Origin of the sequence: Streptomyces peucetius (assembly GCF_025854275.1) — a bacterium.
Taxonomy (GTDB): Bacteria; Actinomycetota; Actinomycetes; order Streptomycetales; family Streptomycetaceae; genus Streptomyces; species Streptomyces peucetius_A.
The window spans coordinates 20,040-46,109 of the sequence record NZ_CP107567.1 but is presented as its reverse complement, the minus strand read 5'-3'; the positions used below and the strand labels follow the sequence as shown (position 1 = coordinate 46,109).

The 26,070-nt window shown below is 70.4% G+C and carries 25 protein-coding genes and 1 pseudogene; 10 read left to right on the top strand and 16 right to left on the bottom strand.

What is annotated here, in order from left to right; genetic code table 11:
- Positions 1 to 6 precede the first annotated feature (6 nt).
- Positions 7 to 1,173, top strand: a complete 1,167-nt coding sequence (locus OGH68_RS00220) for a GNAT family N-acetyltransferase (protein ID WP_264241213.1) — start codon at positions 7 to 9, stop codon at positions 1,171 to 1,173.
- Here the strand turns inward: OGH68_RS00220 and OGH68_RS00215 are convergent.
- From OGH68_RS00215 to OGH68_RS00190, 6 genes are all read right to left on the bottom strand, one after another.
- Positions 1,160 to 2,026 (bottom strand): diacylglycerol/lipid kinase family protein, encoded by an 867-nt coding sequence (locus tag OGH68_RS00215; RefSeq protein WP_264241212.1) that lies wholly within the window; start codon positions 2,024 to 2,026, stop codon positions 1,160 to 1,162. The genes OGH68_RS00220 and OGH68_RS00215 overlap by 14 nt on opposite strands.
- 6 nt (positions 2,027 to 2,032) lie before the next feature.
- Positions 2,033 to 3,859 carry an FAD-dependent oxidoreductase gene (locus OGH68_RS00210; RefSeq protein ID WP_264241211.1) on the bottom strand — a complete coding sequence of 609 codons (1,827 nt, stop codon included), beginning with the start codon at positions 3,857 to 3,859 and terminating at the stop codon, positions 2,033 to 2,035.
- The gene (locus tag OGH68_RS00205) at positions 3,856 to 4,689 is read right to left on the bottom strand and encodes a phosphatidate cytidylyltransferase (protein ID WP_264241210.1); all 834 of its coding nucleotides are present in this window, start codon (positions 4,687 to 4,689) and stop codon (positions 3,856 to 3,858) included. Before OGH68_RS00205 ends, OGH68_RS00210 begins: the two co-directional genes overlap by 4 nt.
- Before the next feature lie 654 nt (positions 4,690 to 5,343).
- Positions 5,344 to 6,471, bottom strand: coding sequence for a hypothetical protein (locus tag OGH68_RS00200; RefSeq protein WP_264241209.1), 1,128 nt, complete (start codon positions 6,469 to 6,471; stop codon positions 5,344 to 5,346).
- Between the two features lie 82 nt (positions 6,472 to 6,553).
- Entirely contained in the window at positions 6,554 to 7,396 is an 843-nt protein-coding gene (locus tag OGH68_RS00195) for a TauD/TfdA dioxygenase family protein (RefSeq protein ID WP_264241208.1), read from the bottom strand.
- 28 nt (positions 7,397 to 7,424) lie between these two features.
- On the bottom strand, positions 7,425 to 8,318 hold the full coding sequence (locus OGH68_RS00190) for an amino acid--tRNA ligase-related protein (RefSeq protein ID WP_264241207.1): 894 nt from the start codon (positions 8,316 to 8,318) through the stop codon (positions 7,425 to 7,427).
- A gap of 436 nt (positions 8,319 to 8,754) precedes the next feature.
- On the opposite strand from OGH68_RS00190, the gene OGH68_RS00185 reads away from it, so the two are divergent.
- From OGH68_RS00185 to OGH68_RS00145, 9 genes are all read left to right on the top strand, one after another.
- Positions 8,755 to 8,889 (top strand): hypothetical protein, encoded by a 135-nt coding sequence (locus OGH68_RS00185; RefSeq protein ID WP_264241206.1) that lies wholly within the window; start codon positions 8,755 to 8,757, stop codon positions 8,887 to 8,889.
- A 125-nt stretch (positions 8,890 to 9,014) separates the two neighbouring features.
- The gene (locus OGH68_RS00180; RefSeq protein WP_264241205.1) at positions 9,015 to 10,094 is read left to right on the top strand and encodes a fatty acid desaturase family protein; all 1,080 of its coding nucleotides are present in this window, start codon (positions 9,015 to 9,017) and stop codon (positions 10,092 to 10,094) included.
- A gap of 108 nt (positions 10,095 to 10,202) precedes the next feature.
- Entirely contained in the window at positions 10,203 to 11,336 is a 1,134-nt protein-coding gene (locus OGH68_RS00175; protein WP_264241204.1) for an inosamine-phosphate amidinotransferase 1, read from the top strand.
- 71 nt (positions 11,337 to 11,407) lie between these two features.
- Positions 11,408 to 12,691 (top strand): hypothetical protein, encoded by a 1,284-nt coding sequence (locus OGH68_RS00170; protein WP_264241203.1) that lies wholly within the window; start codon positions 11,408 to 11,410, stop codon positions 12,689 to 12,691.
- Entirely contained in the window at positions 12,688 to 13,548 is an 861-nt protein-coding gene (locus OGH68_RS00165; protein ID WP_264241202.1) for a DUF3865 domain-containing protein, read from the top strand. Before OGH68_RS00170 ends, OGH68_RS00165 begins: the two co-directional genes overlap by 4 nt.
- Positions 13,548 to 13,988, top strand: coding sequence for a GFA family protein (locus OGH68_RS00160; protein ID WP_264241201.1), 441 nt, complete (start codon positions 13,548 to 13,550; stop codon positions 13,986 to 13,988). Before OGH68_RS00165 ends, OGH68_RS00160 begins: the two co-directional genes overlap by 1 nt.
- A 129-nt stretch (positions 13,989 to 14,117) precedes the next feature.
- The gene (locus tag OGH68_RS00155) at positions 14,118 to 14,990 is read left to right on the top strand and encodes a dimethylarginine dimethylaminohydrolase family protein (RefSeq protein WP_264241199.1); all 873 of its coding nucleotides are present in this window, start codon (positions 14,118 to 14,120) and stop codon (positions 14,988 to 14,990) included.
- 108 nt (positions 14,991 to 15,098) lie between these two features.
- Entirely contained in the window at positions 15,099 to 16,379 is a 1,281-nt protein-coding gene (locus OGH68_RS00150; RefSeq protein WP_264241198.1) for a cation:proton antiporter, read from the top strand.
- The gene (locus tag OGH68_RS00145; protein ID WP_264241197.1) at positions 16,376 to 16,966 is read left to right on the top strand and encodes a nitroreductase family protein; all 591 of its coding nucleotides are present in this window, start codon (positions 16,376 to 16,378) and stop codon (positions 16,964 to 16,966) included. The genes OGH68_RS00150 and OGH68_RS00145 overlap by 4 nt, the downstream gene beginning before the upstream one ends.
- A 47-nt stretch (positions 16,967 to 17,013) precedes the next feature.
- Here OGH68_RS00145 and OGH68_RS00140 read toward each other — a convergent pair whose 3' ends face one another.
- The 10 genes and pseudogenes from OGH68_RS00140 to OGH68_RS00095 form a co-directional block, all read right to left on the bottom strand.
- Entirely contained in the window at positions 17,014 to 18,333 is a 1,320-nt protein-coding gene (locus OGH68_RS00140) for a transcriptional regulator (protein WP_264241196.1), read from the bottom strand.
- Between the two features lie 183 nt (positions 18,334 to 18,516).
- Positions 18,517 to 19,290 (bottom strand): hypothetical protein, encoded by a 774-nt coding sequence (locus OGH68_RS00135; protein ID WP_264241195.1) that lies wholly within the window; start codon positions 19,288 to 19,290, stop codon positions 18,517 to 18,519.
- Positions 19,287 to 19,925: a hypothetical protein gene (locus OGH68_RS00130; protein WP_264241194.1), complete on the bottom strand. Its 639-nt coding sequence runs from the start codon at positions 19,923 to 19,925 to the stop codon at positions 19,287 to 19,289. Before OGH68_RS00130 ends, OGH68_RS00135 begins: the two co-directional genes overlap by 4 nt.
- Before the next feature lie 56 nt (positions 19,926 to 19,981).
- Positions 19,982 to 20,488, bottom strand: a complete 507-nt coding sequence (locus OGH68_RS00125; RefSeq protein ID WP_264241193.1) for a helix-turn-helix transcriptional regulator — start codon at positions 20,486 to 20,488, stop codon at positions 19,982 to 19,984.
- A gap of 472 nt (positions 20,489 to 20,960) precedes the next feature.
- Positions 20,961 to 22,775: pseudogene (locus tag OGH68_RS00120) on the bottom strand (glycoside hydrolase family 15 protein); the annotation flags it as partial.
- Between the two features lie 42 nt (positions 22,776 to 22,817).
- Entirely contained in the window at positions 22,818 to 24,026 is a 1,209-nt protein-coding gene (locus tag OGH68_RS00115) for an acyl-CoA dehydrogenase family protein (protein WP_264241192.1), read from the bottom strand.
- A 58-nt stretch (positions 24,027 to 24,084) separates the two neighbouring features.
- Positions 24,085 to 24,612 carry a GAF domain-containing protein gene (locus OGH68_RS00110; protein WP_264241191.1) on the bottom strand — a complete coding sequence of 176 codons (528 nt, stop codon included), beginning with the start codon at positions 24,610 to 24,612 and terminating at the stop codon, positions 24,085 to 24,087.
- Positions 24,609 to 25,226 carry a GTP-binding protein gene (locus OGH68_RS00105; protein ID WP_264241190.1) on the bottom strand — a complete coding sequence of 206 codons (618 nt, stop codon included), beginning with the start codon at positions 25,224 to 25,226 and terminating at the stop codon, positions 24,609 to 24,611. Before OGH68_RS00105 ends, OGH68_RS00110 begins: the two co-directional genes overlap by 4 nt.
- On the bottom strand, positions 25,204 to 25,572 hold the full coding sequence (locus OGH68_RS00100; RefSeq protein WP_264241189.1) for a DUF742 domain-containing protein: 369 nt from the start codon (positions 25,570 to 25,572) through the stop codon (positions 25,204 to 25,206). Before OGH68_RS00100 ends, OGH68_RS00105 begins: the two co-directional genes overlap by 23 nt.
- 1 nt (position 25,573) lies before the next feature.
- Positions 25,574 to 26,032, bottom strand: coding sequence for a roadblock/LC7 domain-containing protein (locus tag OGH68_RS00095; protein ID WP_264241188.1), 459 nt, complete (start codon positions 26,030 to 26,032; stop codon positions 25,574 to 25,576).
- Positions 26,033 to 26,070 lie beyond the last annotated feature (38 nt).

Genomic DNA, 26,070 nt, shown 5'->3' with positions numbered 1-26,070 from the left:
GTCTCGATGATGGCGAGTTCGCGGTTCAGGGTCGTCGCCACCGACACGGCGTCCGCGGTCGACTCAGCGGCCTGGGAGCGGGTGCTGGTGGCAGCGGGCGGTGACGTGCTCTCGAGCATCCCCTTCCTCCGGGCCGTCGAGCAAGCCAAAGGCACCGACCAGCTCGGCTACTGCACTGTGTGGGAGGGCGACACCGCGGTTGCCGCGTTCAACTGGTTCCTGATGCGCGTGGACCTCGCCGTCCTTGCACCTTCCTCGAGCCGCAGGGTGATGTCGTACCTGCGGCCGGTCACGGGCTGGCTGCTGGCGCCGCGGGTGCTGTTCTGCGGCGTTCCGGTGTCCGCTGGCGGACGGGCGCTGATGGTCGATCCTACCCGCGACGTCCCAGCGATCGTCGCGGTGGTCGAGGACCACCTGTCCCGTATGGCGTCGGCGACCCGTGCGACCCTGGTGGTCTACAAGGAGCTGGGCGGGTCCGACGATCCCGTCAGGCAAGTGCTGGAGGGCGCGGGCTACGTCGCCGCCACCACCCCGTCGATGTACTCGCTGGCGACCGACCAGTTTGGAAGCTTTGAGGACTATCTCGGCAGCCTCAAGTCGCACTACCGGCAAGACATCAACCGGTCGCTGCGTAAGGCACGCCGACGCGAGCTCACGTTGCGGTCGTTCACGGGTCCAGCGGCCATCGCCGAGGTTTACGACGAGCGCGCGCACGGCCTATACCGACAGGTGGAGGGCGCGGCCGAGCACCGCCTGGAGCAACTGCCACGCGAGTTCTTCGTAGCATTGGCGCGTGAGTTCCCTGACGACGTCTTCCTCACCTTGGCACAGTTGGACGGCGAGGTCGTCGGCTGCCACTGGGGACTGCGCCAGGAAGGCAGCTACTACTTCCTGTTCTGCGGGCTGCACTACCCGGCCAACCGTTACGCCGACGTCTACTTCAACCTGATGTATGCAGAGCTGGGGAACGCCTTGCGCGCGGGGGCTCGGTTCGTGCAACTCGGCCAAACTGCTCAACGCTTCAAGGCGCGCTTGGGGGCCGTGTCCTCGCCGCGGTCGGTGTGTGTCCGGGGCAGGCAGCCCGTACTTCACACGGTTCTTCGCCGGCTTGCCCCAGTGCTCTTCGTTGAGGAGGAGGCGCTGGGGCCGCTGTCGATCTTCAAGCCCCTGTGAGGAACCCGTTCTCGCCCGCCAGGAACAGCATGCGGTGAGCGGCCGGTACGACCGCTGCCGACCAAGCCGGAGCGACAGGTTCCCCGTCGACGTGGACGCTGAATTGCTCCTCCACAGCCGAGAAGGCGATGTCCGCTGACCCGAAGTGGCGTGTAACTGGGCGAGTTCCTGGGCGGAGGAGCATCATGGCGAGTGCACCGGAGTCGGCCCTGATGCCGACCGGCAAGGGACCCAGCCGCGTGTATGGGTAGCGCAATTGCACCGACGCGCTCGTCGCAACCGTCTCTGGCTGGTCCTCACTCCGCACGGTGAACCGTGGTTTCCGACGACCACCGGTCGCCACGGCCGCCACCACCAGTCGCAGGGCGGTGGGCAGGTGACGGCGCCGGTCTGCCCAGGCCACCACCTGGGCCTCCCTTCCTAGGCCGACTTGAGTGATGGCGATCCGGTCGGGAGAGCCCGCGAGGCGCACTGCGGCCACGGGTACATCCACGATCCGCGGCTGTGGCCGTTGCAGCAGCCCCACGGCGCGCAGCGGGTCATTGGGGATTCGGAGACTGCGGGCCAAGAGGTTGCCCGCACCGGTCGGGATGACGACGACGGTCACGGGTAGTCCCAGCAGTGCCGAGCAGGCGTGGTTGAGGGTGCCGTCGCCGCCCATCACGGCGACCGCGCGCGCACCCACCGATCTGCAGAAGGCACCCAGGTCGCGCAAGTGTGCACCTGAGGTGTCGAGCAACGTGACCTGGTGGGTCGTGGCCAGCGCGTCGATGACTGCTCGGGTCCGTGTGGGTGAGCTTTTCGTGGCTCTAGGGTTGACGACGACGACGAGTGGTGCCTTAGCGTGGCTCATGGATACTCAGACATACCGTTCGGCGAGGTTGTTTCCGCAGATGTCGGCCAAGGCCATGACTGTCAGCTGCGGGTTGAGGCCGAGTGCGGTCGGGAAGACGCTTGCGTCGCACACGTAGATCGAGCTGGAGCCGTGCAGGCGGAACGCCGAATCCACCACCCCTCGGCGAGGGTCGTCGTTCATGGGGTTGCCGCCCTGAGGGTGTGCGGTGCTCAGGGAGACCGCTGCGGCGGTGTCCAGCTGGGCCAGGACCTGCTCCACCTCCGGCATGCTGCGGGCTCGGCCGCTCCACGGCAGGGTCGGAAACAGCAGGTACTCGGCCCCTTGGTTGAGGAAGTGCCGGGCCAGCTGCCTCAAGCCTTGCCTGGGCTTGGTCCGGTCTACGCGTCCGAGCCCCGGGAGCACGCTGGGGACGGCATCGCGTCGCCTTGGGCTGGCCAGCACGCGTCCTGTCGCTTGGCTGGCGGTGAGTACGGCGGCGCCGGCGAAGTGGTCGTAGGCGTCCATCGACTCGCGATGGGCCTTGCCCCACTCGGGCAAGAGTGCGGCCAAGGCGGCGGGGGGAAAGAACACCGACTCCAAGATGTGCGTCCCGTGGTCGACGTAAGCGGACATGGGGACCTCGGCGTGGGCCCGCACTGGGTAGGGCATGCGCGCCAGCACAGGGAAGCTGAGGTTGTGGCTCAGGTGCGTGCCGACGTTGCCGCCGATCTGGCTGCGTCGTAGTAGCGCGCTCGATGAGATTGCTCCCGCCGCGACGACCGTCGTACTCGCGGTGACGGTGCAGGAGCGCATGTCCGGGCCGACAGTGGCGTGCACGGCGACGCCGCGCGGCAAGGGTTCCAAGCTGCGGACGCGCGCCCGGGTAATGACCCGGAGGCCGTGGCCAACAGCATTAAGGAGGTATCGGTCGACGACCGAGGCACGTCGCCCGTGAGGGCACCCGTAGTTGCACAGCCCGCAGCCGAGGCAGTCGACCAGGTTCGTCCGGAAGATGCCGGCCGCAGTACCCTGTGCCCGCGCGTCAGCCTCGTGCGCGGGACCGGGTGCGAGCAGCAGCTCCGCGTTGCGTCCGAGTGCGGAGGAGGGCAGCTCGTGCACCGACAGCTGATCCTCAACCTCGCGCCGGGATCGGTCGAACTCGCGGAGGTCGATCACGGCCCCACCAGTCCGCCACCGCAGGAGCATGTTGCCTCTGGCCGCCGAGAGTGCGGGGTCGCCAGGGTACGTGCAGATGCCGTTGTTGACCATGGTCGAACCGCCCAATCCGCAGGCCTGGAGGACGCTGAGGCCTTTGTCGCGACTGAGTTGCAGTGCTCCGTCGCGGTAGACCGACCCCAGGACCTCCATCTCGTCTGGGTCGCTTCCGAACTGCCGGTGGATCCCCTCCTCCAGGAGGATGACGGACCGACCCGTGCTGGCGAGGTGGTGAGCGATGATAGTCCCGGCGGCGCCGGCACCGATGACGCACGCGTCGGCCCGCAACGCGGGGGGAACATCAACGTCGTTGCCGAGATCCGGACCGCGACGGGTCCAACCGGGAGTGGGTGAGTACCCCAGCGACCGTCGACAGTCCTCGTCGCTGTAGTGGGCGACGTAGGCGAGCGTCCGCGCCAGGTGGGAGGGACGGCGCAGGATGCGACTGGGGACGCGGTCGTTGCGGGCGCCTGGAACTGGCGCCAGCAAGATACTGGTCGCGAGCGCCTCTCGCCGTCGGTGGGCGGGAAGCGAGTCGAGGTATGCGGTCAGCCGTGCGTGGGCACTCGGTGCGGCGTCACCACCCAAGACGGCCCCGAGGATGCGCCGTGCGGCCATCGCCGAACCGACGCTCACGGGCTGCCGCCCAACGTCGGTGGGAGCAGGTGCAGCACGAACACCATGGGCGCGACAAAGAGGAACCCATCGACGTAGTCGAGCATTCCTCCGTGCCCCGGAACGAGCGACCCTGAGTCCTTTACGGATGCCGCTCTCTTCACCGCCGAGCCGGCCAAGTCGCCGACGAACCCGAATACGCAGACGACGAGGGCGCTCGACGCCGCGGTCGAGGCGTCGACGACGTCGACCAGCCAGGGGAACCCCGCGGCGGCGACCGTCGCGAGGACGCCGGCCGCGGTGCCTTCGACGGTCTTTCCCGGTGAGATTCGGGGCGCGATGCGACGGCGGCCCCATCGCTGGCCGCACACGTAGGCTGCCGACTCGAACACACAGAGGAGGAGGAGGCCCAGCACCAGGAGCAGCCGACCGCTCTCGCTGTCACTGAGGACGACAGCGAGGCCAAGCGGCAACCCTACCCACACGACTGGCAGCACGGTCCGAACGCGAGACCAGGCAGGTCCTTGCACCGCAAGCGCCATGACGCCGACGCCTGCGAGCAGCGTCCAGGCGAGGACGACTGCGCCGAAGGTGGCGCTCAGCACCACCAGCGCGGCGACGACCGTGGCCACTCGGCCGGCCGAGCGACGGCCCCGGGAGAGCAGGGCCCCGAGCTCCATGCACGTGGTGGCGGCAACCACAGCTGCCGCCACCCCCACGACCGCTGGCGCCCACGTGACAGTCGCCACCACCGCGGTGAGCACCACTGCCGATGAGACGACCCGCAGGCCCAGTGCGTCGCGCTTGCTCAGGACCTGTGAGGGGACTGAGTCCTCGGCTGACCGACGCATTGAACACCTCACGCTCGAGGCGGCTTCTCCCTTGTGTGCGTTGTCAGAGCCGGCGCAACCCGGATGACTGACGTTCAGTGAACGCGGTCGGTGCTGTGACGGCAACCCGACCGGTTCGGGCTCGAAATCACGCGGCCATGGCTTTACTGCAGTAGCGTTTCGCTATCTGGCCTGGTCAGAGGCCTCGCCCGGAGTGTAGTTGGCTGATGGTGCGGCAGAGGCGGTCTTGCCGGACTGCCACTCGATCGAGTGGAGTCGTCGCCGGTAGTGGCAGTGGCGGGCGACGGCCTGGCGTCTGTGGCGCCAGCGTGACCAGTTCAGCGCGTGCGCGCGAAGCGACCGGCGACACGGTGGTTAGGAGTGAGGTGAGACGCCAGGAGTCGGCGGATTTCTGTCACGGTGAGCGGAGCCAGGGTGCCTGAAGCGTTACGCGCTCCCTTCCCGCCGCGTCGGCCGCCATGACATCGGCGGAGTCGAAGGCCAGTGGGGGCGGATCTTCAGTGGGGATTGGCCGAAACGCCGATGCTGAGGCACTGAGAATCTGCGCGGTCAGTCAGGTCCGAGCGCAGCCTCAGGCCGCGTAGTCGGACAGGCCGCCTCCGGGCCCCTGGTGCTGGCAGGCGCGGTCCTGGCGGGCGTGGGGCGGAGGGAGAGTTAGGTACCGAGGACGGTGAAGGTGACGGAGGGGAAGCGGCGGCCGTTGACCTGGAGGGCGAGGGAGTAGGAGCCCGGTGTGACCCTCCATCGCGCGGTTGAGCGCAAGGGGTGCGCCTTGGCGAGCCGCAGTGCCTGGCCCGGCTTGGCGGTGGCGCGGCGCAGGAAGGACACCTTCTCCCGCGGCTGGCCGTTCTGCCCTGTTGTGGTGATCACGGTCATTACGTGGACCGGGGCGGCTGTTGTGGTGGTGAGACTGGCGGAGAAGTTCAGGGTGTCGCCCTCACGGAGGTCGGTGCGCTCAATGGTGAGCGGGGTGAGCGTGATGGGCGCGTCGTGGGCGTAGCCGAGGATGGTGTAGGCGGGCGGCCAGCCCTCCTTCAGGAGGTTGCGCAGGGCGTTCCGGGCGAGGAAGGCGAACTGTTCATCGGCGAGTCGGCCTGACTCCTTCCAACGCTGAAGGGTGGTCAGCGCGAGGTCGGGCTGGCTGGCGGCGATGTCACCCAGGTGGTTGGCCACGGAGGTGCGGACGTAGAGGTGGGCGTCGTCGTAGAGGTGCTCGAGGACGGGCAGGCCCGTGTCGACGGGGAGCGTGATTCGCGGGGCCCAGGGCAGTAGGGGCCGGGTGGCCTCGCTCGCCAGCCGGCGTACCCGGAAGTCCTCGTTCCGGGTCCACGCGTCGACGGCTCTCATCGTCTCGTCGGGGAACTCGGCGAGAAAGTGCCGCACCGGAAGCTCGGCGGAGAAGTACCCCGTCATGCGGGCCAGCGCGGCGAGCGATCGGTCCAGGTACTTGGCGGCACGGAGGTAGCGGGAGACGTAGTCGGAGTGGGGCGAGTAGAGGTGCAGGCCGAAATCGTTGGTCACTCCGGCCGCCTCAGGGGTCGGGGGCAGGGAGCGCAGCAGGATGTCGACTGCGTCGGGGCCGGTGACCGGAAGGTGGGCGTGCAGGCCCATGCTGGTCCGAGCGATCCGGGCGCCCAGCTCCAGCTGGGGGAGGTCCGCCATCACCGACGTCACGAAGCTGTCGGCGTCGAACTCGGGGCAGACCGCTTGGATTTCGCGACCGATGCGGGCGATGCGCTCGGCGTTGAGGGCGGTCTCTTTCAGGGGAACCTTCTCGGTCATGGGCACACCCTAGGGTCGGGGTACAGGCAGACTTCGTGTTCTCGCCGCGGGTCATCCGGCGTTGTGAACGCGAGGCCTTCGGCTATCGGACGGCGGCGCGGTACAGCAGCCGGCGGTGGCGGGAACTATCGCAGGGCGAGGCGGTGTGGAGGGTGGCGAGGTTGTCCCAGACGACCAGGTCGCCCTGCTTCCAGCGGTGGCTGTAGACGTACGGTGCGCTGGTTGCGTGCTCCAGCAGCTCGTCGAGCAGGGCCCGGCTCTCCCTCCCGGAAAGCCCGGTGATGCCGCTGATCACCATGGAGCCGAGCAGCAGCGAGCGGGCGCCGGTGACTGGGTGGGTCAGGACGAGCGGGTGCTCGACCTCCGGGTGGCCGGCCAGGCTTCCGGCCGCGATCGACGACTGGCCGCCGCCGGCCTGGCTCTGCAGGACACCGAGCTGCTCGATGGAGTGCACCGCTCGCATCCCTGCGGTGCGTTGCCGCATCGCAGGGGGAAAATCGGCGTAGGCGCGGGTGGAGTCGGCGAAGCGGGTTTCGCCGCCCTCGCCGGGGGTGATGACCGAGTACAGCAGGGTGGCGGCGGTCAGCTGCGGCTTGAAGGAGTTGTCGGCGTGCCACTCCTCCTCCTGGTCGCCGTCGTAGATGCCGATCGGCGTGCCGTCCTGGTGGAGGTTGGAGACGACGGTGAGGCCGGGGAAGCCGGGGACGGTGTAGCGGCGGTCGGTGGCGGCGTCGACGGTGCCGAACAGGGAGGCCGCGCCGAGCAGTTCGGCGTGGTTGAGGTGCTGGCCGGGCAGGACCAGCACGCGGTGGCGGTGCAGGGCGTCGGTGAGAGCCCGCGCTGCAGCGGCGCCGGTCGCGCGGGCGAGGTCGGTGTCGACGCGGGCGCCGAATCCGCCGGGCAGCGGGGTGATCGCAAGGTCCATCGTGCCTCCGGGGCCGAGGGGCGGGCGGTTAGAACTGGGGGGACTGGAGGAACGGGATGATGTCGCGCAGTCCGGCGGAGGCGGCGCACAGCCGCTCGATGCCGATGCCGAGGCCGGCGGTGTCCGCGGGGACGGCCCCGGACTCGACGGCTTCCTGGGCGAGCCGCTGTTCGTCGTCGTAGAGGCCGACGGCCTTGGCGCGTTCGGTGAAGGCCTTCCGGTCCGTCTCGTCGGTGTAGCCGTGGACGAGCTCGATGCCGTCGACGATGAGCTCGAACCGTTCCAGGACGGCGGTGGTGCCGGGAGCCAGGCGGGCGCACGGCTCGTCGCCGCCGCTCGGGTAGTCGGTCAGGAACACCGCGCGGCCCGCGGTGCCGGCCTCGAGTTCGCGGGCGATGTAGCGGCCGAGGACGTCGCGGAACGGCTCGCCCGCGGCGGCGCCGATCCGGGCGGCCATGCGCGGGTGCAGGTCGCCGATGGGCTCGGTGCGCAGGTCGATGCCGAACTCGGTGTGGACGTGGTCGGCGATCGAAAGCCGCTCGGGGGTGTAGGAGGGCAGGTGCGGGCCGACCAGGCGCCAGGCGAGGTCGATCAGGCCCTCGAAGTCGAGCTCGGCGGCGTACAGGTCGAGCATCGTGAACTCGGCGGCGTGGAGGGCGTCCGGGGGCTCGGGCCGGAAGCACGGGCCGATCTCGTACACCCGCGGGCGGTCGGTGCTCACGTTGACGCGCAGCGCCGGGCCGATCATCGCGCGCAGGTACCGGCCTTCGTGGAGGCCGGCGGGTGCGCGGCGGCCGGGCCCGAGGTCGGCGCGGCGCGCGACGGGGGTGACGACCTCGGTGAAGCCCTCGTCGTGCAGCAGGGTCCGCAGGCCGCGCAGGACGTGGGCCTTGGTGCGGATGGGGCCGGACAGCGCGGACATGCATGTGTCCTCTCAACTCGGCTACACGAAAGGGGGGTTGGTGAACCGGGGGTGGCCTGGGCGGCGCGGCCCCCTCGGAGCGCCTCAAGGTAGCCGCACGCCGCCGAAGCGCAGAAGACCGCGCACACGGGCCGAGGGGTCGATGTACGGCACTTTGCTGCGATTCCAGCGGCCTGCAGAGGCGTTTTCCCAGTTCAGCGGCAAGGTGGACGCAACGGGTACGCAACCCCCCAACGCACCAGGCGCAACGCCATGACCCGTTGCCGGTGCCCTTGGTGCGGCTCTAGCGTGATGGCACGGCCACTCGGCGCGACGGCTTCACCTGCGCCCTCGGCGCAGCGCCCGGCCGGTTCCCTCGAGCCGTGCTCATCTCTGGCTCGACCATCCGATTCACCACGCGTGGCCGCGGCATGCCCGCGGCCCGAGAGGAGTGCACATGGACAACGACCTGAAGCTGGGGATGCGCCCGGGCGAGGGCGTCAAGCTCGGCATGCGTCCGGGCGCGGTCGCCGTGAAGCTCGGCATGCGCCCGGGCGTCAAGCTCGGCATGCGCCCCGGCACGGCCGCCTGACCCCGATCGTCCTGATCGGCTGACGTGCAGCTGCTGCCGGTGGGGCGGGGCGCCCCGCCCCACCGGCAGCAGTTCATGGAAGTCCCATGTCCCGTTCCAGTGCAGTGATCTCCCAAGGAGAGCAGATGGGCAGGCCCAGCCGGTGGTCGGTACGCCGGCGCGAGAAGACGCCGAGGCGTACCCGGCACTCGACCGGCGCGTCCGGTCCGGTCCGGAAGGAGCTGGGGCCGGAGCTGATCGGCAAGCTGGAAGACCTGTGCGGCGCTCCCAGTGTCGGCCTGCGGGATGTCGCGTGCGATGTCGGAGCGATCGTCGTGGCGGCGATCGTCGGCTCCCAAGTCGGGCACGTCGTCGGGCCGCTGCTCGCGGTGCTGTACATCGGGGTGCGCCAGCGGCATCTGTCGAATCTGGCACACGAGTGCGTCCACGCGAAATTGCTGGCCACCGCGCGCGGCAACCGACTGGTGGGGTACCTGCTGACCGGCATGCTCGGCGAGGGGCTTCGGCCCTACCGGGTCACCCACGGGGTGCACCACGCGCAGCTGGGCAGCGCGGGCGATCCGATGTTCCAGTCGTACCGGGCCGGGCGCCTTCACACGGTCCGGGCGCCGATGAGCCGGAGCAGGTTCGTGCTGCGGGTGATCGTCAAGGCTGCGCTGTGGCGGCTGCCGACGTCGGCGATGCGGGTGCTAGTGACCTGCGGCCCGCGGGAGAGTCGGTGGGCGCCGGCCGCCCGCGCGGTGCTGTGGGCGGGCGTCGCCGCCGTGTGCTGGTCCTTCGGCGCCCTCGGCGACCTGCTGCTGTACTGGCTGGTCCCGCTGGTGTTCGTGCGGCCGGTGGTCACCTGGATCACCGACCTCGGCAACCACGCCGGGCTGATCGAGAACCGCGACGACGTGCTGCTGCAGACCCGCGGCTGGACCTCGCACTGGCTCACCCGGCACCTTCTCGGCGGCCACCTCGACGACATGTTCCACCCGGTGCACCACTGGTGCCCCAAGATCCCCTGGCGACGCCTGCCCGAGGCCACCGCCCTCCTCTCCGAGCGCCTGGAGCGCTTCGACGAGGTGCCCTGGTGCTCCGGCTACTTCTTCCGCCGCCGCTCCACTCCCGAGATGCCGTGCGTGATCGAGGACATCATCGCCCGCCTCACCTCCCAGCCCGCACCCCAGCAGGCTGTGGCCGCCGAGCGCGCGGCCGTCTGACCGATCCCCCTCATCCCGTCCACGACCGGGCCCGCCGCAGTGCCGCCCGGACGGCACCCCCTGCCGTCCGGGCCGTGCCGGCACCCGCCGCCGAGGAGGCGGCCACCCATGACCCATCCCCAGCTCAACCCGCCCGCCAGCGGTGTGCACAGCTTCGACGACTTCACCCGGCTGCGCGAGGTCGTCGTCGGCCGCGCCGACCACTACACCACGCACGACACCGACATCAGCTGGCGGCTGTTCTACTTCGAAAACGTCGCCCCCCACCTGGCCGACGGGCAGCGGAAGCTGTCCATCCCGCAGCAGATCGTCGACGAGCTGAACGAGGACGTCGCCGGCTTCGCCGACGCCCTCGCCAGCTGCGGGGTGCGCGTACTGCGCCCCTCCGCCCCCGGCAAGGACGTCGAGGTGTCCTCCCCGTGGTGGAGCAGCGGAGCGACACCGCCGCTGAACGTCCGGGACAACGCGATCATCCTCGGGGAGACGATCGTGGAGACCGCGCCGCACATCCGTGGCCGGATCTTCGAGAACGACCACCTCAAGCCCCACTTCGCCCGCTACTTCGAGCAGGGCGCGAACTGGCTGTCCATGCCGCGCCCCGCGCTCGCCGCCGGCTCCCTCGACACCGCCTACTTCGACCAGAAGGACATCGACGTCACCGCCGCGATGGCAGGCGAGAATGCCCTGCCGATCGACGGCCTGGGCCTGGAGATGGTCTTCGACGGCGCGCAGTGCGTCCGCCTGGGCCGCGACGTGCTGGTCAACGTCGCCAACCGCAACCACGAGCTCGCCTACCGGTGGCTGGCCCGCAACTTCCCCGGCCAGCGCCTGCACCGGCTGCCGGGGATCGCCGACAACCACGTCGACTCCATCGTCGTCCCCCTGCGCCCGGGCCTGATGCTGCTGCGCTCCCCGAACTACCTGCAGTACCTGCCGGAGGCGATGCGCGGCTGGGAGGCGATCTACCCGCCGCCGAGCGCCGTGCCCGAGCAGGACTACGACGAGTTCGGGTTCGTGATCCCCACCGCGTCCCGGTACATCGACATCAACGTCCTGTCGATCGACGAGAGCACGGTGGTCGTCAACTCCCTCTACCCGGAGCTGATCGAACTGCTGGAGCAGCGCGGCTTCACCGTCGTCCCGGTCCGCCACCGCCACCGGCGCCTGTTCGGAGGCGGGCACCACTGCTTCACCCTCGACACCGTCCGCGACGGCGGCCTCGAGGACTACCTCGCGGCCTGAGCGCCCGGCCCGCCCCTCCACGCACACCTGGCCGCCACCCGCGCGGCCCGAACCCCAAGGAGTACCCGGCCATGAGCAGCAGCACCGGAGCGTGGCCTCCGCCCCGCGCATTCTGGACCGACACCCTGCCCGAGAAGACCGACGGCATGACCCGCCCGCACCTGTTCAAGGGCGTCGTCCCCGCCTCGGCAGCGAACGCGGCCGCCGTCCTGGACGGCTTCGCCGAGATCCGCCGTGCCCACGCCGCCGGGCGGGAGATCACCGCGAACGCCCGGGTGTACGTGGGCGAGGAGCACCGCCCCGACCTGGTGGACAAGGTGCTGGCCGCCGACGCCTGGCCGGAGGACGGCTTCCCCGCATGGATGCAGGAGCAGGTCGGCGCCGAGCGGTTCAGCCTGGTCCTCAACACCCTGGAGAGCGTCAGCGAGCCGCTGGCCGCGGGCCTGGGCGAGTTCGTCGGCGCGCTGATCGACGGCTGGGGCCTCCCGTCCGGCGGCGCCGAACTGGTCGCCTTCGTCGGCAACTACAGCGGGACCGCCTTCGGCGTCCACGAGGGCTACGAGAACGCGTTCCTCACCCACTACGGGCCCGGCACCAAGGACTTCTACTGCTGGCCGGCCGACGAGTACCGCAAGCTCACCGGAGGCAGCGACCCGCTGTACGGCGACTACACGTGGCTCCTGGAGCACGGCGAGCACTTCGCCCTGGAGCCCGGCGACGCCCTGTTCCTGCCCGAGCGCGTCTTCCACGTCGGCCGGCAGAGCGAGTTCTCCGTCTCCGTCGCCATCCCCCTCTACACCTTCCCCGACGCCGCGATCGCCCGGGCCTGGATCGCACCGGACCTGCTCGGCGCCCTGCTGGTCAGTGAGCCAGACACCGACGCCGGCCAGCCGTCCCCGATGCAGCCCCTGACCGCGGGCCCCGCCGAACTCGCCCGCCGGCTGACCACGGTGACCGCCGCCGCATTCACCGCCGCCGCCGAGCAGGCACCGGCCGCCGCCGCGGAGCACGCCCACCAGCGCTGGCACACCGTCCTCAGCAACGGCGGCTGGCAGCAGACCGACCATGACCTCGCCCGCGCCGAGGCCGCCACCGCGTTCGCCGCCGCCGACCTCGCGCCCGGCACGAGCGTCGCAGTCCGCGCCCCCTACCGGCTGATGGTCACCGGCGAGCAGGCGTTCCTCCGCGGCTGCGAGACGGCGGCCGACCCCGCCGTCCTCACCCCCGACCTGGTCGAGCGCCTCAACACCGGCCCGACCCCCCTCCCCGACGACCCGAAGGCGATCGCCGCGATCCGCACGCTCGGCGCCACCGGCGGCCTGACCGTCACCACCACGACCGAGGAGACCAAGTGACCACCGCACCCGCACCCACGCTCGACACCCTGCGCAACACCAGCCTCGTCGAGGCGTACCTGATGGCGAACCCGGAGACCCGCAGCTACATCCACGCCACCCTCCAGGGCACCCGCAACAGTGGTGACGAGCTCGTCGACAAGCACCTCAAGCCCATGATCGACACCGTCTACCGGCAGATCCGCGCCCTGGTCGACCCCGGCACCCTCACCGAGGCCCAGGCCCGCCTGTTCATCGCGGAGCTCGCCGTCTTCGCCCGGCACAACGCCCAGTTCCTGCGCCTGGCCGCCGCCCAGGTCTACGGCTCCTGCCCCGCCCTCGGCCACGAGTTCGACCGCAACTTCCTGGAAGAGGGCGGCGAGCCCGGCAAGGTCCCCGCCCACTACATCCTCTACACCCGCGCGCTCCTCGCCGACCTCGGCCTGCTCGTCAACGGCCACGTCCCCGCCGACGAGACCGCCAAACTGGTCCTCCAGCACCAGGTTCTGGTGAACTCCCACATGACCGGCCTCATCGCCGGCGGCTACTACGCCACCGAGGGCGTCGCCGTCGCCGAGACCGAGATCCTGCGGGACATCACCAACCGGTACGGCGAACTGACCACCGGCACCAGTAGTGCGGGGCTGAAGAACCTGGACTACTACTACCGGCTCCACCTCGACGAGAGCCACGAGGCCGCGCAGGTCGGCGGCATGAGCGTGGAAGAGGCGCACATCGAGGGCCTGGCCCGGTTCATCCGACAGAGTGAGCTCTTCCACCTCGACCTGCCGCAGGCCATGGAGGGCTTCCTGCAGATCTTCGGCGCGATGGCACACTGGTGGACCCAACTGGCCCATCGCGCAAGGGAATTGAACTAGTGTCCGAGACTGTCGCCGCCACCGGCTCCGGCTCCGAGGTCCGCTCCGGCGGCTGCCTCCCCCTGTGCGGGAAGATCCGCTTCACCGTCACCGGCCCGGTGGACGACCCGCACATCTGCCGATGCGAGCACTGCGCCAAGCGCTCCGGCGCGCCGTTCCAGTGGTGGGTCGGCTTCCCGATGGCGGGGCTGGAGTGGACCGGTGCCGAGCCGACGTGGTTCGACACCTACCCGGGTAAGACCGCCCGCGGCTTCTGCCCCGACTGCGGCAGCCACATCGCCGCCCGGGACTACGGCGACGACACGGTCATCGGCATCCTCGCCACCGCCCTCGACCACCACGACACCGACCCGGCCCTGGTGCCCACCAACCTGAACCGGCTCGCCGAGGCCGCCCCCTGGCTCGCCCAGCACGACAACCGGCACGCGGCGGCCGGCTGACCCCGGATCCCTGCGGGGGCAGGCGCACCTGACGGCGCCCGCCTCCGCAGGCACCCCACGACCGGGCCGTGCTGGGGCCGCCTCCACCCCGCACCACCAGCGCCCGAACCGATCGCCCCCGGAGGACCCGTGCCCACCGCCACCCGTGTCGCCACCGAGTACGGAACCCTGCGCCGCGTCGCCATGCGACACGCCAGCGACTTCACCCGCCCCCTGGCCGGCCCCGATGTCCATCCCGTCCTCGCCCGCCAACAGGCCACCAGCTCCTGGACCACCCACGACCCCGCCGCCGTCCGCGCCCAGCAGGACCAGCTGATCGGCCTGCTGCGCGACCGCGGCGCCGAGGTCGTCCTGCTCCCTCCGGCGCCGGGCTGCTCCGTCCAGCACTACCCCCGCGACATCGCCTTCGCTGTCGACCACGTCCTGTTCCGGGCCCGCCTGAACTCCGAACACCGTCTGCCCGAGACGGACGCCCTCACCGACCCTGCGCTCGGACTGCGGCCCGTCGACCTCACGCGGGGCACGATCGAGGGCGGTGACGTCCTGCTCCCCGACAAGGGCCGCGTCCTCGTCGGCCTGAGCGAGGAGACCAGCCCCGTCGGTGTGGCCGCCCTCCAGGAGGCCCTCGCCCGGCACGGCGTCGACCGCGAGGTCGTCCCCGTGCACTTCGCGGGTAAGGGGATCGTCCACCTCGACGACCACCTTGCCGTGGTCGCGCCCGGCACCGCCCTCATCCACCGCGAGGTGTTCACCGCCGACCAGAACCGCTGGTTCGACGCCCACTTCGACGACCTCATCCCGGTCACCGACGCCGAGGCCCGCGCGGTCCAGGTCAACGTCCTGGCCATCGCCCCCACCACGATCGTGGTCGCCGCCGGAAGCGACCGGATCGCTGCCGCCCTGGCCGCCCGCGGGCTCGAGGTCCTGACCATCGACTACGGCGAGGTCACCCGCATCCCCGGCTCCCTGCGCTGCACCACCCTGCCCCTGCTGCGCACCTGACCCTCGCTCACCCTCTCGCGGCCCGCTCCCGGCTCGCCGCTCCGCGCTGCCAGGCCGCTCGCGCACGCCCGCCGGCCCTCGCCCCGCCGTCCCTGGAGGATCCCTGCCTTGTCCAGTCCCCTCCCACTCGTCCTCGTCGCCGTCCCCGCCGTGGCGCTGGCCTGCCAGGCCGGCGGCTGGGCCGCCCGCCGCCTCGGCCAGCCGCCCGTCATCGGCGAGATGGCCGTCGGCATCCTCCTCGGCCCTTCCCTCCTTGGCTGGCTCGCCCCCGGCGTCCAGCACCTCCTGCTGCCTCCCGCCGTTCTGCCCTACACCTCCGTGCTCGGCAACCTGGCCCTGCTCGTCTTCCTCTTCCTCATCGGCCTCGAACTCGACCTGGGCTCCTTGCGCGCCACCCGCCGCGCCGTCGCCTCCGTAGCCGCCGGCAGCATCCTGCTGCCCCTGGCGCTCGGCTCCATCCTCGCGCTCGCCATGTACCCGGCTCTCGCGCCTCCCGGCGTGCAGCAACTGCCGTTCGTGCTGTTCATCGCCACCGCGCTGTCCATCACCGCCTTCCCCGTCCTCGCACGGATCCTCACCGACAAGGGCCTGACCACCACGCGCCTCGGCACCTTCGCCCTCGCGTGCGCGGCCACCGACGACGCCCTCGCCTGGTGTCTGCTCATCGCCGTCACCTCCCTGGCCACCGCCGGCTCCCCGCTGGACGCGCTCACCGCCCTCGCCCTGGCCGCCGCCCTCACCGCCGCGCTGGCAGCGGCGCGCCCCGTCGTGAAGCGGACGCTGGAGCGCGCCGCCCGCACCTCCGACGACCTGGTGACAGTGCTGCTGGTCACCGGGCTGCTCCTGACCGCATACGCCACCGACCGGATCGGCGTTCACCCCGCGATCGGCGCATTCCTGGCCGGCGCGACCGTGCCGCGCGGGGTGCCGGCCGTCGAGCGCAGCGCCGCCCGCCTCCAAGCGGTGGTCGTCCCCGTGCTGCTGCCGCTGTTCTTCGTCGACATCGGTCTGCACACCGACCTCGCAGCCCTCCCGGCCGGCCAGTGGGGCTGGGCCGCGCTCGTCCTGGCCGTCGCCGTGACGGGCAAGTGGGTCGCCGCCGCCGGAGCAGCCCGGCTCGCCGGCTGCGACTGGCGGTGGTCGGCGTTGCTGGGCACCCTGATGAACTGCCGCGGAATCACCGAGATCGTCGTCCTCGGCATCGGCCTCCAACTCGGCGTCATCTCCACGAACCTGTTCACGATCATGGTCGTCATTGCCGTCGTCACGACCGCCGCCACCGCGCCCCTGCTCGACCGCCTCACCCGCAACGCCCCCGACCTCACCGCGCCGGCCCCCGGCGGCAAGCCGGTCACCGTACTGCCCGAGAGCCCGGGAGCGGCCCGATGACCACCTTCCCCGACGCACCGGCCGCCGCGGGCATCGTCGAGACGGCGATCCGCACCCGGCGCAGCACCATCCGCCTCGCCGAGCCCGCCCCGGGCCCGGACGAACTCCTCGACCTTCTCGCGGCCGCGGCCACGGCGCCCGACCACGGGCAGTTGCGCCCCTGGCGCCTGATCGCGATCAGCGGCGACGCCCGCGTCCGCCTCGGTGAAGCCGCCGCCGAGGCCGCGCCCACCACCGACCTGGCCGAGAGAATCGCCGTCAAGCACCTGCGCGCGCCACTGATGCTCGCCATCGTCTTCCAGCCCCGCGACCACCCCACCATCCCGCGCTGGGAGCAGCTGGCCGCGACGTCCGCGATGACCACCACACTGCTGCTGCTCCTCGACGCCCGCGGCTGGGGCGGCGTCTGGTTCGGCGGGCCCCACCCGGACGCGCCACAGGTCCGCAAGCACCTCGGCATCGGCGACGGCGAACAACTGCTCGGCTACCTGTACGTCGGCACCCCCGTCCCCGGCGATGGGCCCCGGCCCCGTCCCGCTGCCGACGTTCGCGCCAAGCTCACCTGGCTCGGCGACACAGACCGCTGACGCCGCTCTGTCACCGACCGGTTCGCGCCCGGTCCTACCCGGCCGGGTCAGAAGGCATGGAGCGGGGCGCCCGCGGCGGCGTCGGCCAAGCGCCGCGCCAGGCGCCGACTCTTGAGGTGCTGAGCGGCTGTCTTCGCCCTCACCAGCAACTCATCCCACTCCGCCCGCTCACCACGCAGCCGCGCCAGCTCAGCACCAGTGATCAGCAACTCCACACTGTCGCGCGTACGCTCCGGCGGCAGACCCATCGCCACCTTCAGAGCCTCCTCGCCCTCATCGGCCAGCCCGGCCATCGCCAGCGCCCACGCGGCCTGCCCCTCCAACTCCGGGCGATCCAGCCACGCCAGCCACCTCGGGTCCGACCCACGCCCGGCCCGGTCGAACGCGGCACGCGCCCGTTCCACTGCCGCCCGGCACTGCGCGCCATCACCGTTGTAGGCCCACGCCCTGGCCTCCGTCACCGCGACGTAGGCCCGCACCAGCGCGGGCGCGCCAGACGCCGCGACCACCGCGCTGCGGGCATGCGTCAGCACCTCCCGGCCGTCGCCCCGCACCGCCGCCAGCCGAGCCTGGTGAATGCAGCCGCGCGCCAGTCGACCGCGATCCCCGATCGCCTGCGCCAGCCGCATCGCCTGCAGGTCATAGCGCTGAGCCAGGCCCGGCAGCTGGTCGTCGTAGGCCATGCTCGCCAGCGCGAGCACCGCGTCGGCAACGCTGCCGTACAGCTGCCGACCACGCTTGGCGTTGAAGCCCCCTTCGAGCAGCGGAACGGCGTGGGCGGCGAGGAAGGCGGCGAAAACGGAGCGGAACTGCCCGCCTCCGTGCCGGGCGTCCGTCCTGCCGTACAGGTCGGTGTGCGCGTCCAGGAGCTCGATGTCCGCCATGGTCACCCGCCGCTGGCCGCGCCCGGCGATCTCCGTGTCGGGCAGCATGACCAGGGCCTCGACCGCGGAGGGCGTCGAGGCGAACGACATCCTCCGCACGGAGCCGCTCCTGGGCACGGAGTCCATCTGCCACAGCCGCCGCAGCATCCGCACCGCATGTCTCAGGTCGCCGTACTGGAGGGCCTGCTCGGCGACATCCTTGTCCTCGGACGACCATCCCAGACTCTCAGGGATCACCTGGCGCTTGCACGCCCGGGTCAGGACGTAGCACGCTGCAGCAGCCAGTTCCGGACCCGGCTGCGCCCCCGCGCACCATCGTGACACCGTGCTCGTGCTCACGGACCGGGGGTGGCCGGTGGCCGCGCAATGCTCGCGGATTCTCATGGCGAACCCGGACAACGACCACTTGAGCTCATCCAGCACGATCCTCTCGAGGTCCTCGTTCCTCTGCGAGGAGCCGCGCGTCGACGCCGACGTGCTCATGAGGCTGCCCCCGGGGGCTGGGTGACCATCAGCTCACGCATGAGCTCGTCATCGTCGATGTCCTTCAGGGCCGTGGCGTAGAAGTTGAGTTCCTCTTCCAACCCCTCGAGGCCGGCGGCGTCGGCTTGGGCGACCAGTTCGTTGTTCCTCCGGTCGGCATGGCTCGCCGTGGGCCGGTAGTGATCACTGGCCTGACCCTGTAGAGGCGTTCCAGGCGAGCCGTACCCCGAAGACGCGGATGATGTTGAGTGCCATCCCCGCGTCCGAGACCGACGTGAGAGGACCGGCGCCGGCGGCGAGGCGTCGTACGACCTCCGTCTGCCATCCCTCGGGCAGCAGAAGAAGGCGGGCCATCACGTCTTGTCCGCGTGCGCCAGGTTCCAGGCGGGTCGTGAACGGTCCGGGCGCGGGAGGGAAGTTCATGAGCCGCGTCTGTTCTTCGGCATGACGGAGCAGGGCGGCCAGCGCGGGGGTGTCGTTGGCGCTCTCGTCCTGGCTGTATCGCCGGACCGGTGTCAGCCGCTCCAGAATGTGGTGCTGCCAGGATGGTGGGAGGGCGATGAGCCGCTTGCGCAGCTCAATGGCGCCGGTCCCTTGCTGCGCCCGTTCGGGATCCGCTTCCGGCCACGCCAGGGTGCCGGGCGTCCACCACGTCGCGAAATGGGCGATCTCAGAGCGCAGTTCGTCAATGAGGGGCCGCCAGTAGGCGATGTCCCGTTGCCTGTGTGGGGCCGATTGGATGCGGTTCCCGAGGGCGAGCGCGTAGTGGACGGCGGCCTGGTCGTGCGGAGTCAGTCCTTCTAGCAGGCCCTGCCGCTGCAGCGCCTCCCAGACCGTGGGGGCGAGCCGGCCGGCTGCGTCGGCCACCTTCGGCCAGTCGGATGCGTCCGGGGAGGCGAGGACGTCGAGATCGCAGCGCAGGTCCTGCAGCAGCGGCTCTGCTGGTGGTGTCGTCAAGGCTGGCTCCCGATGGAGGTGTGGGGCGCGCGTGCGGCGTCGCGAATGGTCAGGGGGACCCTGCAGAGAATGAGCGGGGCGAGGTCGGGGCGGGCCAGCGCCGGCAGTTGCAGCAGAGCCACCGGCCGGCCTGCGGGGGTTCTGCCGTGGTGCTTGATCTGCCATCCGCACCGGTCACGGAGATGGCGCAGCAGGCGCCCGGGTCTGCGGCCTTCGCTCAGAACTGCGGGTGATCCGGGTATCTCGCAGCGCACGGAGGCCATGCCGAGACGGGCGGCGAAGTCCTGGGCCCATATCGACATCAGCTGGCCGATTCGGTCGCTCGCACGGCCTGGGGTGCTGTGAGCGAAGGAGAGCAGCAGGCTCGGTTCCGCGGGTTCGGCTGCCCAATGGGCCTCGTGGCGCGGCTGTCTCTGCAACCGGAGGCAGCCGACGGGCTGGTCGTCCTCGAAGAGACCGACGGTGAGTGATTCCTCGGGCACTGTGGTGCCTGCCTCGGTCATGCTGGGTCCGGCGATCAACCGGGTGGCGAGCCAGCGGTTGCGTTCCTCGACCAGTCGTTTGACGGCCGCCCGGTCTTCAGCGGTGGTGATCGCGCGCATCGCGTAGACCGATGTTCCGGTGGTGCCCTCCACGGCCCCTGGTGTACTGGACTCCGCCTGTCTGCAGGAGTGCGTGTCAGGCCGTCCCGTCATCGCAGCCCGCCAGTGAGCGTTGAGGCCGTCTGCGTGTCCGTGGTGCGATCGCGGCCCGGGCCGAGGAGTCCCCACGCGTGGGCGAGGCCGACGAGGTGGGCGGCGTTCTTCGCTCCGGCCGTGTCCACCAAGGCCTTGATGGCTGGGCGCACTGTGCTCTGCGGCAGTCCGCCGGCTGCCTTGGCGATCTCCTCCGTTGTGGAGTGCACGGCGACCGCGGACAGCAGGAGCAAGTCGGCGGGGGAGAAGTCGGGCCTTTCCTCCGGGGCCGGTGGCGGCTTCAGCTGGCCGGTGGTGAGCGCGGCGTGGACCCGCGCGGGGCGGCTCGAGGCGCCGGTCTTGTTGCCGATCTGCCGGAGGTGCCCGTCGAGCGTTCCTTGCTTGATGCCCAGCGCGGATGCTGTGTCGCTGGTGGTGGCTCCTTCGGCAAGGTGTTCCATGATCTGGACCTGCGTGGGCGTCAGGCGGAGAGCCTTTGAGGGGTTGGTCGGTCTGGCGGGCATCGTCTTCCTTGGTGGCTGCGGTCGCGGACTTCGTGGTGTTGGAGTTGTGCGGGCACGGCCGGACAGTGCGGGCGGGCTGGCGCATCGACAGTGCGGTGACGGCTGGGGACGAACGACAGGTTCCTGGGGCCCACATGAGCGTGAAGCCGAGTGCGTCAGTACCTCGGCGTCGGCCGTTCTGCTGCCGGCGGCAGGTTCAGGCTGAGGTGGTGGCGTTGTCGCGTGTGGGTTCCGCGTCGGGCTGTCCAGTGGCTTCGATCCGAGCAGCGGGTTTCGTGGCTACTCCACCCGGTGCCCGCTGGTCGTCGTAGCGTGGACGTGTCCGCTTCCTCTGCCGTGGCGCCGCTCCTGGCGCGGTAGGGGGCCCTTCGCCCGCGGATTCCCATCCCCGTGTCCCGTTGGCCACGCGAGGGACATCGCCGGCGGGAAAAGAACACGGGATCTGGGATCCCACATCGCGGGGGGCGTCGGTGGCGCCCTCGGACTCGAGACGGAGCGCCGCCCCGATAAGTGCCCAGTGGCTGAAGGCCTGCGGGAAATTGCCGAGCTGTCTGCCGGCCGTGGTGTCGTACTCCTCGGCGAGGAGGCCGACATCGTTGCGCAGCGTCAGGAGTTGGTCGAACAGACGGCGGGCCTCGTCCTTCCGGCCAATCATGGCCAGGCCCTCGACCATCCAGAAGGAGCACGCCAGGAAGCTGCCCTCGTCCCCTGGGAGGCCGTCGATGCCGGGTTCGCGTCCGGCGGTCGGATACCGGCGAATGAGGCCCTCGGCCGTGGAGAGCTCGCGCTGGATGGCTTCGACCGTGCCGATGACGCGCTTGTCGCTCGCGGGGAGGAACCCGACCTGCGGAAGGAGCAGCAGGGCGGCATCGAGTTCCTGGGAGCCGTAGGACTGGGTGAAGGTGTTGCGCTCTGCGTCGTACCCGTTGGCGCACACGTCGTCGTGGATGGCCTGCCGCAGGCGACGCCAGCGTGCGACGGGGCCGGTGGCGTCGCCGGACTCGACGAGCTTGATCATGCGGTCGACGGCGACCCACGCCATCACCTTGGAGTGCACGAAGTGGCGCCGCCTGCCGCGGATCTCCCAGATGCCCTCGTCCTCTTCCCGCCAGGCGCGCTCGAGGTACTCGATGAGTTCGATCTGCAGTTGGTAGGCGTCGTCGTGGTGGTCGAGGCCGGCGAGGTGGCTCAGGTGCAGGGTTTCGATGACCTCGCCGTAGACGTCGAGCTGGAGCTGGTGAGCGGCACCGTTGCCGACGCGGACGGGGCGGGAGTTCTCGTAGCCCGGGAGGTGTGCGAGGACTCTCTCCGGGAGGTCGCGGCGCCCGGTGATGCCGTACATGATCTGCAGCCGGCTCGGGTCGCCCGCCACGGCGCGCAGGAGCCATTCGCGCCACGCGCCGGCCTCGTCGAGGTATCCGGTGCGTACGAGGACGGCGAGGGTGATCGCGGCGTCACGCAGCCAGGTGTAGCGGTAGTCCCAGTTGCGGGAGCCGCCGATCTCTTCGGGCAGGGACGTGGTGGGTGCGGCGACGATGGCGCCGGTCGGCGCGTAGGTGAGGGCCTTGAGCGTGATGAGGGAGCGCATCACGGCTTCGCTGTAGGGGCCGGTGTAGGTGGTGCGGGCCGCCCAGTCGGTCCAGAAGCGGTTGGTCTGGACGAGTGCCTGGTCGGGGTGGGGGTAGGGCGGCGGGTCGAGGTGCGAGGGCTGCCAGGTGAGTGCGAAAGCCACCTGTTCGCCTTCCTGGATGATGAAGTCGGCCCGGGTGGTGTGGTCGTCGTGGTCGGTCATGGGGACGGAACTGTCCAGCCAGACCGCATCGCTGCCGGCCACCGCTCGATGCCTGGTCGAGCCGAAGGCATGGGGGATGCGCTCGCGGCGGGGATCGACCTGGCCGTAGGAGAAGCGCATGCGGGCCCGGGAGACCATACGGACCTTGCCCGCGATGCCTTGGACGATCCTGATGAGCTGGGGGCTGCCCGGAGAGCCAGGGGGGTGGGGCGGCATGAAGTCCAGAACGCGGACTGTTCCGTCCGAGCGGCGCCAGGTGGTTTCCAGGATGAGCGTGTCCTGCAGATAGCGGTGTGCCGAGGTGGCCGGCCCCTGGGGACGGATCTGCCAGGAGCCGTGCTCGTCGGTGCCGAGGAGCGCGGCGAAAACTGCCGGCGCCTCGAAGGTCGGCAGGCACATCCAGTCGGCTTTACCGACTTTGCTGATGAGGCAGGACGTCTGCATGTCGCCCACCAGGGCGTAGTCCTCGATCACGGTCACGGTTGGTCCTTCAACGGTGCGGCTGCGGGTGGATGGTGGTGGCGGGGGCGGGTGAAGTCAGAGCCCGGCGGCCGAGGCGTGGTCGGCGTTCGTTGTTGCGGCCAGGCGCTCCGACCACTGGCCTTTGTTCAGGCCGAGGGCCAGTTCGCCGAGACGAAGGAGCTGGATGTCCGAGGTGCCGGCAGGGGCGAAGAGGTGGAAAACGTCCCGTACGTAGCGCTCGATGGGGCGGTCGGTGAACAGGCTGGCTGCCGCATGGATTTCCATGGCGGTGCGGGCGGAGTCGATGGCCAGTTCGACGTTGACGACTTTGGCGTTCATCAGCTCGGCGTCACACGGCTGACCCGTGTCCAGCAGATACGCGGCGTGATAGGCCGTCTGGCGTGACGTCATCAGCCAGGACTGGAGCTGCCCGATCTTGACCGTGATGGTGGAGAGGTCGTGCAGGGGCTTGCCGTAGCGCTGGCGCTCGATGGTGAACCGGACGGTCTCTTCGAGGATCGCCTGCTGGATACCGAGGGCCACAGCGGTCAGGTTCGGGCGCCCGTACAGCATGCTGGACGAGTAGGCGACGTCGAGCCCGTCGCCTTCGTTCCCCAGCCGGTTCGCGGCAGGTATGCGGCACTCGTCGAAGTGCAGTTCACCGAAGCTGAATCCTTTCAAGCCGAGTGTTCGCATGTGCGGCTCGAGCGACAGGCCAGGCTGGTCGGCCTCGACCAGGAACGCGGTCAGCCCCCTGGACCCGGTGCCGGTGCGGGCCACGACCCCGTGCACATGGCCGATGTGGCTGTTGCCGACATACGACTTCCGGCCGCTGAGGACGTAGCTGTCGCCGTCGCGGCGGGCGGTGGTCTCCATGCCCAGGACGTGACTGCCGCTCCCCGGCTCGGTGACCGCGATCGTGGGCAGGCAGCTGCCCTGCGCGAACCGTGGCAGCCAGCGACGCTTCTGCCGCTCGTTCCCGTAGTGGATGACCTTGGCGACGCCGAGCTGGGACGCCTGCACCATGGCGCCCATCGCCCCACACACACGGGCAAGTTCTTCGATGATGATGGTCTTGGCACGGTGACCGGCCCCCATGCCGCCGTACGCCTGGTCGACGGTGACGCCGATCCACCCCTGGCGGGCGATGGCCGACGCGAGCTCGGTTTCGATCTCTCCGGTGCGTTCCATGTCCGCCACGCGCGGCGCAACCTTGGACTCCGCGAAGTCGCGGACCTCTGCACGGAGTTCATGGTGACGCTCTGCGAGATAGTCGTCGAACATTGTTCGGGCTCCCCTCCCTGTTGGTCGCGCATTGGGCGTACGGCGGTGCGAAGGCGGGCTACGGCTGGATGTCGGCCCGCTGGTAGAGGAAGTTCATGAGGTCGTCGCGGCGCTGCTTGATGAGATCCAGGGAGCGCCGGCCGGTACTCAGGTCCCGTTCCACGGGGCCCACGAAGCACAGGGTGCCGAGCACCGTGTCGCCGTGAAGGAGGGGAGCGCCGGCGTAGGTGCGGATCCCGATGCGGTCGACGACGGTGTTGCCCGAGAATCGCGGCGAGGCGAACACATCGGGCAGGACCAGGGCCTTCTTGCGGTCAACGACTTCGGGGCAGTATCCGTTGTCGAGGGGCATGCTGCGGCCGACGGTCGGCAGCTCGCTCTCCTCTCCGGGTGTGTGCAGGCCGAAGAACTGCTGCTCGGCTCCGAAGATGTTGACCATGGCGTAGGGGACGCCGGCCTCTTGGGCCAGTCGCGCGGCGAACTCGTCGAGCTCCGGTTCCGGGCCTTCCAGGCCGAGGGCACGCAGCAGAGCTGCTCGCTCCATCTGCGGGGCGTCGGGGTACGGGACGTTGGCGGAGAAGGTCATGTGAGGGCTCCGGAGGTGAGGTGACCGCGGCTTCGAAGGCTGTGTTCGACGAGCCGGATCAGCACGGTCATGGCCGATGCCCGCTGGCGGACATCGCAGGTGAGTACGGGGACGCCGGGGTCAAGCTCGAGGGCCAGGCGTACCTCGTCGGGCGGGTAGCGGTGGGCGTCGTCGAACTCGTTGACGGCGACGACGAACGGTGTCTCCAGCTGCTCGAAGTAGCTGACTGCGGCGAAGGAGTCCTCCAGGCGCCGGGTGTCGGCGAGGACGACCGCCCCGACTGCTCCGTACGAGAGGTCGGGCCAGGCGAACCAGAAGCGCTCCTGTCCCGGTGTGCCGAACAGGAAGAGGATCATGGGGTGGGGCGGGTCGGGGAACGTGATCCGGCCGAAGTCCATGGCCACGGTGGTGGTCGTCTTGCTCGCCACTTTGGTGAGGTCGTCGATGCTCCGGCCGGCGTCGGTGAGGACTTCCTCAGTCGCCAGGGGCGGTATCTCGCTGAGCGTGGCGACCATGGTGGTCTTGCCGACGCCGAAGCCGCCGGCAACCACGATCTTCAGCTGCGCCATGAGGGCCGCCGCACTTCCATGGTCAGAGCCGAGTGTGTAGGCCATGAAGCAGTGCCTCCAATAGCTGGATATCGTCGTGACCTGCGGCGCCTTCCGGGTTGGCCAGGGCCAGCGCATCGCAGTCGAGAAGGTCCCCGATCAGGACCTTCACCACCTGCACGGGCTGGCAGAGCCGGGCGGCGAGCTCGGCAACGGAGCGAGGGGCGCCGCTGCAGTGCAGCAGCAGCGCCTCGCCCTCAGGGCTCGGGTGAGCCGTCCCGGGGGCGGCCGGCCGGGTGATCAGGCAGGTGGTGAGGTGCAGCGGGTGATGCGAGTGGGTGCGGCCCCCGGTGATCGTGTAAGGGCGGACATCCTCTAACGAGCTGTCGGTCCAGCCGCCGCCGGACGCCACGTCACAGCCCCGACCCGGTGAACGTGCTGGGTCGGGCCTGCACCACCAGGTGCTCTTCCAGGCCCCTGACGAAGGCCTCCATTTGGTAGCCGACCTGACCGGGGTCCGCGTCGGGCGTGGCCACAACGGCCAAGACCGTGTTCACTGCCCTGTCGTCTGTGAAGTCGGCGCCGGCGCTCATCACGTAGAGGCTGCCGCCGTCGTGCTCGACGGCCACCTGGCGAATCCCGCCCGCGGTGTCCTTGAACTGCTGCCGTCCGAGCGAGTACAGCCCGGAGATGACGGCCGCCAGGTTGTCGGCGTCATCGACGTGCTGTTCGGTCCAGGCCACCTTGATCCCGTCACCGGCGGCGAGGAGGGCGCGGGTGGTCCCAGGCGCCTTCTTGATGAGCCCGGCGAGCAGTCCTCCGAGCTGCTCGCGCGCGGAGGTGCCGGTGGTGGGGGTGCCGTCGTTGTGCATGAATGTCTCCTGGTGAGGAATGAAGTCGTGAGCGGACA

Coding starts and splice junctions, on each gene's coding strand:
- OGH68_RS00220 (WP_264241213.1), top strand. CDS start 7: ATGATGGCGAGTTCGCGGTTCAGGGTCGTCGCCACCGACACGGCGTCC.
- OGH68_RS00215 (WP_264241212.1), bottom strand. CDS start 2,026: ATGAGCCACGCTAAGGCACCACTCGTCGTCGTCGTCAACCCTAGAGCC.
- OGH68_RS00205 (WP_264241210.1), bottom strand. CDS start 4,689: ATGCGTCGGTCAGCCGAGGACTCAGTCCCCTCACAGGTCCTGAGCAAG.
- OGH68_RS00200 (WP_264241209.1), bottom strand. CDS start 6,471: ATGACCGAGAAGGTTCCCCTGAAAGAGACCGCCCTCAACGCCGAGCGC.
- OGH68_RS00195 (WP_264241208.1), bottom strand. CDS start 7,396: ATGGACCTTGCGATCACCCCGCTGCCCGGCGGATTCGGCGCCCGCGTC.
- OGH68_RS00190 (WP_264241207.1), bottom strand. CDS start 8,318: ATGTCCGCGCTGTCCGGCCCCATCCGCACCAAGGCCCACGTCCTGCGC.
- OGH68_RS00185 (WP_264241206.1), top strand. CDS start 8,755: ATGGACAACGACCTGAAGCTGGGGATGCGCCCGGGCGAGGGCGTCAAG.
- OGH68_RS00180 (WP_264241205.1), top strand. CDS start 9,015: ATGGGCAGGCCCAGCCGGTGGTCGGTACGCCGGCGCGAGAAGACGCCG.
- OGH68_RS00175 (WP_264241204.1), top strand. CDS start 10,203: ATGACCCATCCCCAGCTCAACCCGCCCGCCAGCGGTGTGCACAGCTTC.
- OGH68_RS00170 (WP_264241203.1), top strand. CDS start 11,408: ATGAGCAGCAGCACCGGAGCGTGGCCTCCGCCCCGCGCATTCTGGACC.
- OGH68_RS00145 (WP_264241197.1), top strand. CDS start 16,376: ATGACCACCTTCCCCGACGCACCGGCCGCCGCGGGCATCGTCGAGACG.
- OGH68_RS00140 (WP_264241196.1), bottom strand. CDS start 18,333: ATGAGCACGTCGGCGTCGACGCGCGGCTCCTCGCAGAGGAACGAGGAC.
- OGH68_RS00125 (WP_264241193.1), bottom strand. CDS start 20,488: ATGCCCGCCAGACCGACCAACCCCTCAAAGGCTCTCCGCCTGACGCCC.
- OGH68_RS00115 (WP_264241192.1), bottom strand. CDS start 24,026: ATGTTCGACGACTATCTCGCAGAGCGTCACCATGAACTCCGTGCAGAG.
- OGH68_RS00110 (WP_264241191.1), bottom strand. CDS start 24,612: ATGACCTTCTCCGCCAACGTCCCGTACCCCGACGCCCCGCAGATGGAG.
- OGH68_RS00105 (WP_264241190.1), bottom strand. CDS start 25,226: ATGGCCTACACACTCGGCTCTGACCATGGAAGTGCGGCGGCCCTCATG.
- OGH68_RS00095 (WP_264241188.1), bottom strand. CDS start 26,032: ATGCACAACGACGGCACCCCCACCACCGGCACCTCCGCGCGCGAGCAG.